The sequence below is a fragment of the Spirillospora sp. NBC_01491 genome (assembly GCF_036227065.1).
In the GTDB taxonomy this organism is placed as follows: domain Bacteria; phylum Actinomycetota; class Actinomycetes; order Streptosporangiales; family Streptosporangiaceae; genus Spirillospora; species Spirillospora xylanilytica.
Genome location: NZ_CP109432.1, coordinates 3,618,143 through 3,631,331, shown reverse-complemented (window position 1 = coordinate 3,631,331; position 13,189 = coordinate 3,618,143). Strand labels below are relative to the sequence as shown.

Below are 13,189 nucleotides of genomic sequence, written 5' to 3'. Positions count from 1 at the left end.
GCGCCACATGGCGCCCGATCTGACCGACCTCGCCGACCTCGCACGCTCCTATCCCCGCGAACGCGATCTCAACCGCACCGCCGCCCGGCTGTGCGGCCTGGTCGGCGCACTGCATACCGACCTCGGCCAAGACCGGCCGGCCCGGGAATGGCTGCACACCGCCGCCGGATACGCCCGCCACTCCGGCGACCTCACCCAGCAGTACTGGACCGCCATGGCCCAGGCCATGGGCGCCTTCTACGCCACCAGACCCAACCCCGCCCGCGTCGTCCAGATCGCCGAGGACACCCGCCGCGACCTCGGAGACGCCACTGCCGCACCGGCCGCACAACTGGCCGGCCTCGCAGCCCGCGCACACGCCGCCCTTCCCGGCCATCAGCAGCAGGCCCGCACCGCCCTGGACCACGCCCAGAGCCTGTTCGACCACCTCACCCCGGCCCGCCCGGACGAACGTTTCTGGGACTTCCCCGAGGCCGAGATGCTGATGTACCGCTCCCAAGTCCTCACCCGAATCGACTCTCCCGACGCCTGGGGCGCCCAAGAGAACGCACTGGCTGCCTATCCCGGCGACGACCCGATGGACCGCCCGCTGATCCTGCTGGACCGGGCACGACACCTCGCGGCACGCCAGAACGCCGACGCCGCAGCCCACACCGCCACCAGCGCTTGCACGGTCCGACCCCGGCGGGGCGGAGGACGTGCCCCAGGTGCTGCTCCTCCCACCGACGGACGGTGACCGACAGCAAAGCGGTGCCGCACCCGGCCGCGCCGGACGAGCCCCGACGGCTCATGTCCGGTGCGGCCGGTCGGCTCGGCCAACACGGTGAGAGGTCGGCGCCACGCTTCGTCTGGACGGTGATCGCAGCCGGAAAGGACGCGGGCGAACCGCTGGAACACGCACAGGCCAAAGCGATCAAGGAGGTACTGAAATGGGCGGAGGCCAGCTCGCCCCCATCCCGCTCGACGCGCTCGGGTCGGGATCCCGGACGACCGGGCGAAAGAGACTGACCGGCCCCGGAGGCGGATACAAGACCACCGGGCCGCTCCGGCTCGCCTTCGCAGGCCGCACCTCCACGGAGGATCAGCAGGATCCCACCCTGTCGATCCCTCGGCAGCTCAACAATTGCAGGGGAGTGCTGCCCGATCACGCCTTGATCGTGGCGCATTTCTACGACATCGAGTCTGGACGAAAGGAACTGGCCGCCCGAGGCCGGGGGCGCGGGCACGAGAATATGGTCATCCCCGTTCCGCGTGATGGGGGAATCCAGGACCTCCTTGAAGAGGCGGCGCGGACGGACCGTCGGTTCGATGCGGTGATCTGCGAGTCGATCGACCGGATCTCTCGCCGCACCTACATCGGTACTTTGATCGAGAACAAGCTCGAAGAGGCGGGCGTACTGCTTCTCGCGGCGGACGAGCCGATCGTCTTCAACGGGAAGCGCGCGTCGCAGGTCCTCACGAGACGTGTGAAACAGGGCGTGGCCGAGTGGTATGTCCTGGAGCTCTTGGAGAAGTCCTGGGGCGGATTCGAAGCTCACACCGACCAGGGATACAACGTGGGCAAGCCGCCTTATGGGTATGTGGCGCGGAAGATTCCGCATCCGGTGCCGGCGAGGCGGGCGGAGGGGGCCTCGAAGCACACGCTGGCCCCGGATCCGGTACGGGGCCCGGTGGTCGGGCGCATCTATGAGTTGCGGGTGGGGGGATGCCTCGGGTACTCCGACATCGCCGATCGGCTCAACAGGGACTTGTTGCTCAACCCGCCGCCCGTGCCGGTGGATCCTGGGCGTGCTGCAGGCCGGTGGACCACGTCTTCGGTGCGAGACGTTCTGGTGAACCCGAAGAACACCGGGTACATGGTCTGGAACCGCAGGGCCACCAAGACCGACGGCGGTAAGCACAATCCGCCGGAGGCGTGGGTGTGGTCGAGCAAGCCCACTCATGAGCCTCTGGTCGGCATCGAGGTCTTCGTTGCCGCTCAGCAGGTGGCGGCCAGGCGAGAGCGGTCCCGGAGCGCCCCGGGCAAGAACAGCGCGTGCGTCGAAAGAGATCGTGTGTACTGCTTTCGGTCTTTCATCAAGTGCGCGATGTGTGGGCGGCGGATGTTCGGGAAGACGCGCCGTGACACGACGTACTATGCATGTCAGCCTGGTGCCGCGCACAATCCCCCGGGGCATCCGAAGAGCCTGTGGGTTCGAGAAGATCACCTGCTCGACGGGATATCAGAGTTCTTCACGGTGAACGTTTTCGGTCCGAGTCGCCGAGTGCGGCTCGACAGTGCTCTGCAAGGTGCCATGGACAAGGAGGCTCGGGAGCATCAGGCGAGAGCCGAATCCCTGCGCCTGGCGATCGATGATGCTGAGGCTCGACGGACACGCCTCGTCCGAAGCCTTGAGAGCCTTGAGGAAGACGATGAGCAACTGATGCGTGATATTCGGGCCCGGTCGGCGGTGCTGAGCGCCGAGCGGAATGCCCGGCTGGCTGAGTTGTCCGCGGTCGAGAATGCTCGCCCCGCACGTTCCTGTCCGGAACTTCTGGACCTGCTTCCGGCGGGAGCGGTCGATCTCAGCAAGGCTCCCGAGCCGGTGCTTCGGCGGTTGTTCGAGGCGTTCCGGTTGGACGTCCGTTATGACAAGCGGACGGATGTCGCTGAGTGTCAGGTGACGCTGTCCGATGTTACGCTCGGTCAGCAAGAGCGCACGGCGACCGAAGTTCTCGAACAATTCGGGCAAATAAAAACGGGCGACGATGAAACCGTCACCCGTTCCCCTTTGTGTGGTGCCCCCTGCAGGATTCGAACCTGCGCACACGGCTCCGGAGGCCGTTGCTCTATCCCCTGAGCTAAGGGGGCCCGCGCCGGTGTTTCGGCGCGAGATGAAGGTTACCAGGGTTGCGGGGGTTGCGTGCACCTGGGCGTTCCGCGTGCGCGGGTGGGGGGAGTCGGCTAACTTCGTGGCCGTGACCGAGCCACTGGGACGCGTGCTGGTCGTCGATGATGACGAGGTGATCCGGCAGCTCATCGCCGTGAACCTCCAGCTTGAGGGGTTCGAGGTGTTCACCGCGGTGGACGGGCGGGACTGCCTGGACCGGGTGGGCGAGGTGGGGCCGGACGTGATCACGCTGGACGTGATGATGCCGCGGCTGGACGGGTGGGTGACCGCGAGCCGGCTCCGGGAGGATCCGGGGACGCGGCACATCCGGGTGGTCATGATCACGGCGCGGGCCCAGGAGCACGATGTGCGGCGGGGGCATGAGATCGGCGTCGACGCCTATGTGACCAAGCCGTTCGATCCGAACCAGCTGATCCAGACGGTGCGCAAGCTCGCGACGGTGTCCAGATAGTGGTCAGCTAGTCTCGCGAGGGTGACTCCAGCCGAGGTGGGCGCCGCTCTCGTGGCCGCGGTGCGGGACGCCGTGGCGCGCGGCGAGGCCGACGTGCCGGTGCCCGCGGATGTGGCGGTGAGCTGTACCGGCGCGGGGGTCTACGAGAGTCCGGTCGCGCTGCGGCTGGGGATCGATCCGCGGATGATCGCCGGGCGGGTGGGCGGTGAGGTGACCTCGCGCGGGTTCGTCCGGGTGAGGGTCGAGCCCGGGGCGCTGGTCGGGCGCATCGATGACGCGTACGGGATGGCCGCGGTGCCCCCGGGCGGCTGGGCCGAATGGCCTCGGACGTTCGACAATCCGGGATTCGCCGTGCGTTATGCCTATGCGCGGGCCGGATGGGTCGGGCGGTGGGCCGAGGGCCTGGGCGTGCGGGCCGGGGCCCCGGTGGGATACCTGGGCGAGGAGCTGGAGTTGCTGAAGGCGCTGGGCGAACTGCCCGGCAGGGCGGCGCAGGCCGAGCGGGAGTGTGACGCCAGGCCGCTGGCGGGGCATCTGGAACGGCTGGCGGGCGCCTATCACGACGTGCACGAGCGGTGTCCGGCGCTGCCCAAGGGCGATGAGAAACCCGGGGCGGTGCACGCGGCGAGGGTCGGTCTGGCCGGGGCCGCGCGCACCGCCTTGGGAAACGGCCTGAAGATGATCGGTGAGACCCCTAGAGAGCGAGTATGAGCCGCGTTCACCCGGCAGGACCCCGGCACGCCGACGTCCTGCCCGAAGACCACCCGCTGCCGCCGGCCGAGGACCTGAACGCCCTGGAACCGCTGGTGTGGCCCCGGGGTGCCAGGCGCGACGGTGTGTTGAGCATCGCCGGCGTCGACGTGCGGGATCTGGCCGAGGAGTACGGCACGCCGCTGTACGTGTACGACGAGGACGACGTCCGGGCGCGCGCGCGGGAGTACGCGGCGGCGTTCCATGACGGGGACGTGCATTACGCGGGCAAGGCGTTCCTGTGCGTCGCCGTGGCGCGGTGGGTGCACGAGGAGGGCCTGGGGCTGGACGTGTGCAGCGGGGGAGAGCTGGCCGTGGCGCTGGCCGCGGGGTTCCCCACCGAGCGCATCACGCTGCACGGGAACAACAAGTCGGTCGCCGAGCTGGAGCGGGCCCTGGAGGTCGGGGTCGGGCGGATCGTGCTCGACTCGTACGAGGAGATCGCGCGGCTCGGCTACCTGGCCGACCGGGCGGGCGTCCGGCCCAAGGTCATGGTGCGGGTGACGACCGGGGTCGAGGCGCACACGCACGAGTTCATCGCGACCGCGCACGACGACCAGAAGTTCGGGTTCTCGCGCAACTCCGGGGCGGCGCTGGAGGCGGTCCGGCGGGTGCTGGAACTCAAGCAGCTGGAGCTGGTCGGGCTGCACTCGCACATCGGGTCGCAGATCTTCGACGCGGACGGGTTCGAGGTCGCGGCGCACCGGCTGGCCGAGCTGCTGGTCGCGATCCGGGACGAGCACGGGCTGGAGCTGCCCGAGCTCGACCTCGGCGGCGGCTACGGCATCGCCTACACGTCGGGGGACGAGCCGATCGACCCCAAGGCGATGGCCGACAGCCTGCGCGACATCGTCGGGCGCGAGTGCCGGTCGTACGAGCTGCAGATGCCGCGGCTGACGGTGGAGCCGGGCCGGGCGATCGTCGGGTCCGGCGGGGTCACGCTGTACGAGGTCGGCACCGTCAAGGACGTCGAGGGGCTGCGCACGTACGTGTCGGTCGACGGCGGCATGAGCGACAACCTGCGGACCGCGCTGTACGGCGCCGAGTACACGTGCGTGCTGGCCAGCCGCGGGTCCGACGCCGAGCCGATGCTCGGGAGGCTTGTCGGCAAGCACTGCGAGAGCGGGGATATCGTCGTCCGTGACGTGTGGTTGCCCGCAGATCTTGCGGCGGGCGACCTGGTGGCGGTCGCTGCGACCGGTGCGTACTGTCGATCAATGGCCAGTAACTACAACTTCGTCCCCAAGCCCGCCGTGGTGGCGGTCCGGGACGGCAGGTCGCGGGTCATCGTCCGCCGGGAGACCGGCGACGACCTGCTGCGGCTCGATGCGGAGGTCAAAGCGTGAAACCTTTGCGGGTGGCGCTGCTGGGGTGCGGCGTCGTCGGCACCGAGGTCGTCCGGCTGCTGCGCGAGCAGGCCGACGACCTGGCCGCGCGCGTCGGTGTCCCGCTGGAGCTGGCCGGGGTCGCCGTGCGGCGTCCCGACCGGGTCCGCGCGGGCGTCGACCGCGCACTGCTGACCACCGACGCGCGGGCCCTGGTCACGCGCGATGACGTCGACATCGTCATCGAGGTGATCGGCGGCATCGAGCCGGCCCGCACGCTGATGCTGGAGGCGATGAAGTCCGGGAAGTCGGTCATCTCCGCCAACAAGGCGCTGCTGGCCGAGGACGGCGCGACGCTGTTCGCGGCGGCCCGCGAGTACGGCACCGACCTCTACTACGAGGCGTCGGTGGCGGGCGCGATCCCGCTGCTGCGGCCGTTGCGCGAGTCGCTGGTCGGCGACCACGTGCAGCGCGTGCTGGGCATCGTCAACGGCACGACCAACTACATCCTCGACCAGATGGACGCGCACGGCGCCGGGTTCAACGAGGCGCTGGAGGGGGCGCAGGCCCTCGGCTACGCCGAGGCCGACCCGACCGCGGACGTGGAGGGCTTCGACGCCGCCGCCAAGGCCGCGATCCTCGCGCAGCTCGCGTTCCACACGCCGGTGACCGCGGCGGACGTGCACCGCGAGGGCATCACCGAGGTCAGCCCCGCCGACGTGGCCGGCGCCAAGGAGATGGACTGCGTCGTCAAGCTGCTGGCCATCTGCGAGCGGGTGCCGGAGGCCGGCGGGCGCAACGGCCGCGGCGTCTCGGTCCGCGTCTACCCGGCGATGATCCCCAGGACGCATCCGCTGGCCAGCGTGCGCGAGGCCTACAACGCGGTGTTCGTCGAGGCCGAGTCGGCCGGGTCGCTGATGTTCTACGGCGCCGGAGCGGGCGGCGCCCCGACCGCGTCGGCCGTCCTCGGCGACCTGGTCGCGGTGGCCCGCAACCTCGCGCGCGGCACGCCGGGACCGGTGGAGGTCACCTACGCCAGGCTGCCGGTGCTGCCGATGGGCGAGACGATCACGCGGTACTACGTCCAGCTCGACGTGGCCGACCGCTCCGGCGTGCTCGCCACGGTCGCCGAGGAGTTCGCCCGGAACGGGGTGTCGATCCAGGCGGTGCGGCAGGAGGGGCTGAGCGAGGACGCGCAGCTCGTCGTGGTGACGCACCGGGCCCCGGACGCGGCGCTGAGCGCGACCGTGCAGGGGCTGCGGCGGCTCGACATCGTCCGCGAGGTGGCGAGCGTCATGCGGGTCGAGGGCGAGGAATAGCCCGAAACCGCCGTTCCGGGCCATACAATTCGCACAACAGTGCCGGTCAGGGCGGTGATCGCCCCGGCCGCGCGGCGGGGTCTGGGGCGTTCCCCAGAGAACTGGTCAGCTGAGGAGATCGACGTGAACGCGACCGCTCGCGTGTGGCGTGGCCTTATCCAGGAGTACCGAGACCGGCTCCCGGTGACGGAGAGAACGCCGGTCGTCACGCTGCTGGAGGGCGGTACGCCGCTGCTCCCGGCGGTCCGGGTCTCCCAGCTCACCGGCTGCGAGGTCCATCTCAAGGTCGAGGGCGCCAACCCGACCGGTTCGTTCAAGGACCGCGGGATGACGATGGCGATCAGCAAGGCGGCCGAGGACGGCGCCAAGGCCGTGATCTGCGCGTCCACCGGCAACACCTCGGCATCGGCCGCCGCCTACGCGGTGCGGGCCGGGATGACCTGCGCGGTGCTCGTCCCGCAGGGCAAGATCGCGATGGGCAAGCTGGCGCAGGCGCTGGTGCACGGCGCCCGGCTGCTCCAGGTCGACGGCAACTTCGACGACTGCCTGGAGCTGGCCCGCAAGCTGTCGGTCGACTACCCGGTGGCCCTGGTCAACTCGGTCAACAAGTACCGCCTCCAGGGGCAGAAGACCGCCGCGTTCGAGATCGTCGACGCGCTCGGCGACGCCCCCGAGGTGCACTGCCTGCCGGTCGGGAACGCCGGGAACATCTCCGCCTACTGGATGGGCTACCAGGAGTACGCGGCCGACGGGCCCGCGTCCCGCACCCCCCGGATGCTCGGCTTCCAGGCCAGCGGCGCCGCGCCGTTCGTCAAGGGCGAGCCGGTGCTCAAGCCGCAGACCATCGCCACCGCGATCCGGATCGGCAACCCCGCCTCCTGGGACCTGGCCATCGCCGCCCGCGACGACTCCGGTGGCGCGATCGACTCGGTCACCGACCGGCAGATCCTGGCCGCCTACCGGCTGCTGGCCAGCGAGGAGGGCGTGTTCGTCGAGCCCGCCTCCGCGGCGAGCGTCGCCGGGCTGCTCCAGGCGTGCGAGCAGGGCGTCGTGCGGCCCGGCACCAAGGTCGTCTGCACGGTGACCGGCAACGGCCTCAAGGACCCCGACTGGGCGATCTCCGGGGCGCCCGCGCCGACGACCGTCAAGGTGGACGCGCACGCCGCGGCGTCCGCGCTCGGCCTCGCCTGACCTCCCGCCACCGGCTCCGCCGGGCGCCGCGCGGCCCCGGCGGGCCTGCGACTTCCACCGATGTACCTGTACCGAGGGGGCGGGCGATGAGCTGGCCGAACGAGTCCGTGCTGGTCCGGACGCCGGCGACCAGCGCCAATCTCGGCCCGGGGTTCGACTCGCTGGGCCTGGCGCTGGAGCTGCACGACGACGTCGAGGTCGAGGTGACCGGCGGCGGCCTGGTCATCGAGGTGGCCGGCGAGGGCGGCGAGGTCGAGGGCCGCGGCGAGCGGCATCTCATCGTCAGGGTGCTGCGCCGCGCGTTCGACCTGATCGATGAGCTGGCGGAAGCGGGCGGCGCGACCGCGCTCGGCCAGCCCGCCGGGCTGCGGCTGCGCTGCGTGAACCGGATCCCGCACAGCCGCGGGCTCGGCTCGTCGTCGGCGGCGACCGTCGCCGGGCTCGTCGCGGCGCGGCACCTGCATCCGCGCGGGCGGCTGCTGGACGACGAGGCGGCGCTGCGCCTGGCCACCGAGATCGAGGGGCACCCCGACAACGTCGCGCCGTGCCTGGCCGGCGGCCTGACGGTCGCCTGGACGACGCCGGACGGGCCCAGGCTGGTCCGGCTCGATCCGGCGGTCGAACGGGTCGTCGCGTTCGTCCCGGAGCAGCGCCTGGCCACCGAGCGAGCCCGCGGGCTGCTCCCCGAGACCGTCCCGCACGGCGACGCGGCGGCCAACGCGGGGCGCGCCGCGCTGCTCGTCGCGGCGCTCACCGCCGGGCTCGACCCGGGCGTGCTGCTGGACGCGACCGAAGACCGGTTGCATCAGGATTTCCGTGCCCCCGCCATGCCGGAATCGGCCGGGCTTGTCGCGCGGCTGCGCGGGGCGGGTGTGCCCGCCGTGATTTCCGGGGCGGGTCCCACTGTCCTGGCCTTCACCACCGCATCACAAGTTGATTCGATAGCTTCAGAACTGGGTAATGGGTGGCACATACGCCCGTTGGACGTTGCCCCCCGCGGTGCCCACGTCCGGGCCGGTCGTCCGTCGATCCGGCCCTGACGTTCGCGCTGGGGCGGGGATGGTGCAGCGCTCCGGCCAGGCGCCGGGATCCGCTCCAGCCAGGTGCCGTGATCCAGCCAGGTAAAATGCGAGACATCGACCTCTGGGGAATAGCAGTGCGCCCTGGTGATGTTAGGCTGAATGCCGCACCAGATGCCCCGTTCGGGCCCGTGTGCTCGTCTGCCGCGCGTCAGCTGTCCGGCCTTTCGGCCGTGTCGGTCGCGCGTACTAGGCTCCCCGACACCGTGACATCCCGTTGTCAGGCATTCCAGCGAAACTTCGGACGGCGCGGAACAGGGGACACGCACGAGCCATCCGTCCCGTCCACCATCTGGCTGTGCCCAGAAATCGCAGATCGCGGCCCCATCGTGATCAGCGGAGCCCGACTCGGCGCCCCCGCCGGGCCGCACCACCGGGTTGACTGGCCGAACGCCGGCCAACGCCCGCTCCCTGGGAAGGACCCTTAGTGAGCGAATCCAGCGAACTCCTTACGGACGCATCGAGCACGGCACCCGCCGCCCCGGCCGAAGAGGCCGGCGCCGAGCGTGCCACCCCCCGGCGCCGCCGGACCGGCACCGGGCTGTCGGCCATGGTGCTGCCCGAACTCAAGGCGCTCGCGTCCAGCCTCGGCATCACCGGTACCACCGGGATGCGCAAGAGCCAGCTCATCGCCGCCATCCAGGAGAAGCAGGGCGGCCAGGGGCAGGGCTCGGCGGGAGGCGAGCAGGGAGCCGCTGCGACGGAGAAGACCGAGCGCCCGCGCCGCAGCCGTACCGCCGCCAAGCGCGAGGCGCCGGCCGAGCAGACCGCCATCGCCGAGGCGGCACCCGCGGTCGCCGACGAGCAGCAGGCTCCGGCCGAGAAGAAGGCCGAGAAGGCGGAGAAGACGGAGAAGACGGAGCGGAGCGAGCGGCCCGAGAAGGCCGGCCGGCAGGGCGGCCGGTCCGCCGAGAAGCAGTCCGACAAGGGCGGCTCCGAGGGCCGGCAGAACCGCGAGTCCGGCGAGCGGACCCGCTCCGAGAGCGGCTCCGACGACGGCGAGCAGCAGCAGGGCGGACGGGACGGCGGCGGCCGTGACGGACGTGAGAACCGCGACGGACGCGAGGGCGGCCGGCAGCGCGGACGCGGTGGCCGTGAGCGTGGCGAGGGCCGCGAGCGCGGTGAGCGCGGTGAGGGCCGGGAACGCGGCGAGCGGGGCGACCGCGGCGAGCGTGGAGACCGGGGCGACCGCAACGACCGCGGTGACCGTGGTGAGCGGGGCGACCGTGGTGACCGGGGCGACCGCAACGACCGCGGTGACCGTGGTGAGCGGGGCGACCGTGGTGACCGGGGCGAGCAGGGCGGCCGTCAGCGCGGCGGCCAGAACTCCGGCGGCGGCCAGCACGACGATGACGACGGCAGCGGCAGGGGCCGGCGCGGGCGCCGGTTCCGTGAGCGCAACCGCGGTCGCGGCGGGCGCGGTGAGCGCTACGAGGAGCCGGTGCTCAGCGACGACGACGTCCTGATCCCGGTCGCCGGGATCCTCGACATCCTCGACAACTACGCGTTCGTGCGGACCACCGGCTACCTGCCCGGCCCGAACGACGTGTACGTGTCGCTGGCCCAGGTCCGCAAGAACGGCCTGCGCAAGGGCGACGTCATCACCGGCGCGGTCCGGCAGGCGCGCGACGGCGAGCGGCGCGAGAAGTTCAACGCGCTGGTCCGCCTCGACACCGTCAACGGGATGGAGCCCGACCAGGCCAAGGGCCGGGTCGACTTCAGCAAGCTGACCCCGCTGTACCCGCAGGACCGGCTGCGGCTGGAGTCGGACCCGGGGATCCTGACCACCCGGATCATCGACCTGGTCTCGCCGATCGGCAAGGGCCAGCGCGGGTTGATCGTGTCGCCTCCCAAGGCCGGCAAGACGATGGTGCTCCAGTCGATCGCCAACGCGATCACCAAGAACAACCCCGAGTGCCACCTGATGGTCGTCCTGGTCGACGAGCGTCCCGAAGAGGTCACCGACATGCAGCGGACGGTGAAGGGCGAGGTCATCCACTCGACCTTCGACCGTCCGGCCGAGGACCACACCACGGTCGCCGAGCTGGCCATCGAGCGCGCCAAGCGGCTGGTCGAGCTGGGCCACGACGTGGTCGTGCTGCTCGACTCGATCACCCGGCTCGGCCGCGCGTACAACCTGGCCGCCCCGGCGTCCGGGCGCATCCTGTCCGGTGGTGTCGACTCGACCGCGCTGTACCCGCCCAAGCGGTTCTTCGGCGCGGCCCGCAACATCGAGAACGGCGGCTCGCTGACCATCCTCGCCACCGCGCTGGTGGAGACCGGGTCCCGGATGGACGAGGTCATCTTCGAGGAGTTCAAGGGCACCGGCAACATGGAGCTCAAGCTCAACCGGAGCCTGGCCGACAAGCGCATCTTCCCCGCGGTGGACGTCGACGCGTCCAGCACCCGCAAGGAGGAGATCCTCATGGCGCCGGAGGAGCTGCGGGTCGTCTGGCAGCTCCGCCGCGTGCTGCACGCGCTCGACACCCAGCAGGCGCTGGAACTCCTCCTGGAGAAGATGCGGGAGACCAAGTCCAACGCCGAATTCCTGCTCCAGGTCCAGAAGACCACGGTCTCCGACGACCGCTGACGACCGGCCGCGCGCCCGAGGCGCACGGTTCCCGTAGCGCGACGGCGCCCCCGCCCTGATCCGGACGGGGGCGCCGTCGCGTCCGCGTGCCCCGGGCCCGGTGGTGGGGTTAGCCCCACCACGGATCCGGCGGGGTGCCGCATGGTCCGGGCGTGGTCCGGGCCGCAGGCTGGGACCGTACGCTGGAACGGGCACGGAGGGACGATGTGGGCGAGCTGAGCAGAGGGGCGGACGGGGCCGCGGCGGAGCCGGCCGGGGGCGCGAGCGCCGCGCGGGCGGCCGGGCGCGCGGGCTCGCTCGCCTACGGGCCGTGGACCCCGCTGGCCATGGCCAGGTCCTCGGTGACCTGGCGGTCGGCCCTGTACTTCGCGGTGAGCGTGGCGCCCGCGCTGGCCTGGTTCATGGTCCTGGCCGTCGGGCTGCTGTTCTCGCTGGCCACCGCGATCATCTGGGTCGGGGTGCTGCTGCTGGCCATGCTGATGATCGCGTGGCGGCTCGGCGCGATGCTGGAGCGGCGGCTGATCCTGGCGGCGTTCGGTGTCCGGATCCCCGATCCGTACCGGACTCCGCAGCAGGGCCGCAACCCGGTGGTGAGGCTGAAGCACATGGCGTCCGACCCGGCCACCTGGAAGGACCTGGTCTACCTCGGGCTGCACCTTCCGGTCGCGTGCGCCGAGCTCATCGTGGCGGTGCTCCTGTGGGGGTCGGCCGCGACCCTGGTGTTCCTGCCGGTGGCCGTGGCGCTGGGCGGCGGCATGGAGGTCAACGTCGCCGACGTCTCGTACTGGGCGGGCAACCCGGTGGAGGCCCTGCCCGTGTCGGTGGTGGGGCTGGCGGTGCTGCTCGTGGCGATGTACGCGACGCGGGTGATGGCGATCGGGCACGTCCTGTACGCCCGGCTGCTCCTCGGCCCGAGCGGCTCGCAGCGGGAGAACCTGGAGCTGCGGCGGCGCACCGCGCACCTGCGGGCCAGCCGCGCCCGCGGGGTGGACGCCGCCGAGTTCGAGCGGCGCCGCATCGAGCGCGACCTGCACGACGGGGCGCAGCAGCGGCTGCTGGCGGTGGCGATGGACATCGGCCGGGCCCGCGCCAAGCTCGACGACGACCCCGAGGGCGCGCGGGCGCTGATCGAGCAGGCCCACGCGGGCACCAGGGAGGCGATCACCGAGCTGCGCGACCTGGCCCGCGGGATCTACCCGGCGATCCTCACCGACCGCGGCCTGGACCCGGCGCTGTCCGGGCTGGCCGGGCGGGCGCCGGTGCCGGTCGAGGTGGCGGTCGACCTGCCCGAGCGTCCCCCCGCGGCGGTCGAGAGCATCGCGTACTTCGTCGTCGCCGAGGCGCTGACCAACATCGCCAAGTACGCCCGCGCGACCCGGGCGACGGTCCGCGTCGCCCGGGAGGACTCCTGGGTGGTCGTCGAGATCGCCGACAACGGGGTCGGCGGCGCGGTGGCCGGGGCCGGCGGCGGGCTCGCGGGCCTGGCCGACCGGGCCGCGACCATCGACGGGATACTGACCGTCGACAGCCCGCCCGGGGGGCCCACGGTCGTCCGCGCGGACCTGCCCTGCACCTGGTGATCGTCCCGGCCCG

General features: G+C 71.7%; 10 protein-coding genes, 1 tRNA gene and 1 pseudogene. 10 read left to right on the top strand and 2 right to left on the bottom strand.

Translation table 11 applies throughout. The annotated features are described in order from the left end of the window. Window positions 1-7: 7 nt before the first annotated feature. A complete protein-coding gene (locus OHA34_RS16875) occupies window positions 8-736 on the top strand; it encodes a hypothetical protein (RefSeq protein WP_329522155.1) in 729 nt (242 codons plus the stop codon). Window positions 737-929: 193 nt separating this feature from the next. Beyond that, window positions 930-2,210, top strand: a pseudogene (locus OHA34_RS38520) (recombinase family protein); the annotation flags it as partial. Window positions 2,211-2,222: 12 nt separating this feature from the next. Here OHA34_RS38520 and OHA34_RS16870 read toward each other — a convergent pair. Both OHA34_RS16870 and OHA34_RS16865 read right to left on the bottom strand, forming a co-directional pair. Next, window positions 2,223-2,723, bottom strand: a complete 501-nt coding sequence (locus OHA34_RS16870; RefSeq protein ID WP_329522154.1) for a hypothetical protein — start codon at window positions 2,721-2,723, stop codon at window positions 2,223-2,225. A gap of 53 nt (window positions 2,724-2,776) precedes the next feature. Beyond that, window positions 2,777-2,851, bottom strand: a tRNA-Arg gene (locus OHA34_RS16865). 128 nt (window positions 2,852-2,979) lie between these two features. On the opposite strand from OHA34_RS16865, the gene OHA34_RS16860 reads away from it, so the two are divergent. The 8 genes from OHA34_RS16860 to OHA34_RS16825 all read left to right on the top strand — a co-directional run bounded on the left by OHA34_RS16860 (window position 2,980) and on the right by OHA34_RS16825 (window position 13,176). Further along, window positions 2,980-3,342, top strand: coding sequence for a response regulator transcription factor (locus tag OHA34_RS16860; protein ID WP_285942800.1), 363 nt, complete (start codon window positions 2,980-2,982; stop codon window positions 3,340-3,342). A 21-nt stretch (window positions 3,343-3,363) separates the two neighbouring features. Further along, on the top strand, window positions 3,364-4,053 hold the full coding sequence (locus OHA34_RS16855; RefSeq protein WP_329522153.1) for a DALR anticodon-binding domain-containing protein: 690 nt from the start codon (window positions 3,364-3,366) through the stop codon (window positions 4,051-4,053). After that, entirely contained in the window at window positions 4,050-5,438 is a 1,389-nt protein-coding gene (gene lysA / locus OHA34_RS16850) for a diaminopimelate decarboxylase (protein ID WP_285942137.1), read from the top strand. The genes OHA34_RS16855 and lysA overlap by 4 nt, the downstream gene beginning before the upstream one ends. After that, complete coding sequence (locus tag OHA34_RS16845; protein WP_329522152.1) at window positions 5,435-6,736, top strand: homoserine dehydrogenase; 1,302 nt, start codon at window positions 5,435-5,437, stop codon at window positions 6,734-6,736. Before lysA ends, OHA34_RS16845 begins: the two co-directional genes overlap by 4 nt. Window positions 6,737-6,859: 123 nt before the next feature. After that, window positions 6,860-7,927, top strand: coding sequence for a threonine synthase (gene thrC, locus OHA34_RS16840; RefSeq protein ID WP_285942135.1), 1,068 nt, complete (start codon window positions 6,860-6,862; stop codon window positions 7,925-7,927). Between the two features lie 86 nt (window positions 7,928-8,013). Continuing rightward, the gene (gene thrB / locus OHA34_RS16835; protein WP_285942134.1) at window positions 8,014-8,967 is read left to right on the top strand and encodes a homoserine kinase; all 954 of its coding nucleotides are present in this window, start codon (window positions 8,014-8,016) and stop codon (window positions 8,965-8,967) included. 466 nt (window positions 8,968-9,433) lie between these two features. Continuing rightward, on the top strand, window positions 9,434-11,596 hold the full coding sequence (gene rho, locus OHA34_RS16830; RefSeq protein WP_329522151.1) for a transcription termination factor Rho: 2,163 nt from the start codon (window positions 9,434-9,436) through the stop codon (window positions 11,594-11,596). A gap of 152 nt (window positions 11,597-11,748) precedes the next feature. Next, complete coding sequence (locus OHA34_RS16825) at window positions 11,749-13,176, top strand: sensor histidine kinase (protein WP_329522150.1); 1,428 nt, start codon at window positions 11,749-11,751, stop codon at window positions 13,174-13,176. The last annotated feature ends 13 nt before the right edge of the window (window positions 13,177-13,189 follow it).

Coding starts and splice junctions, on each gene's coding strand:
- OHA34_RS16875 (WP_329522155.1), top strand. CDS start 8: ATGGCGCCCGATCTGACCGACCTCGCCGACCTCGCACGCTCCTATCCC.
- lysA (WP_285942137.1), top strand. CDS start 4,050: ATGAGCCGCGTTCACCCGGCAGGACCCCGGCACGCCGACGTCCTGCCC.
- thrB (WP_285942134.1), top strand. CDS start 8,014: ATGAGCTGGCCGAACGAGTCCGTGCTGGTCCGGACGCCGGCGACCAGC.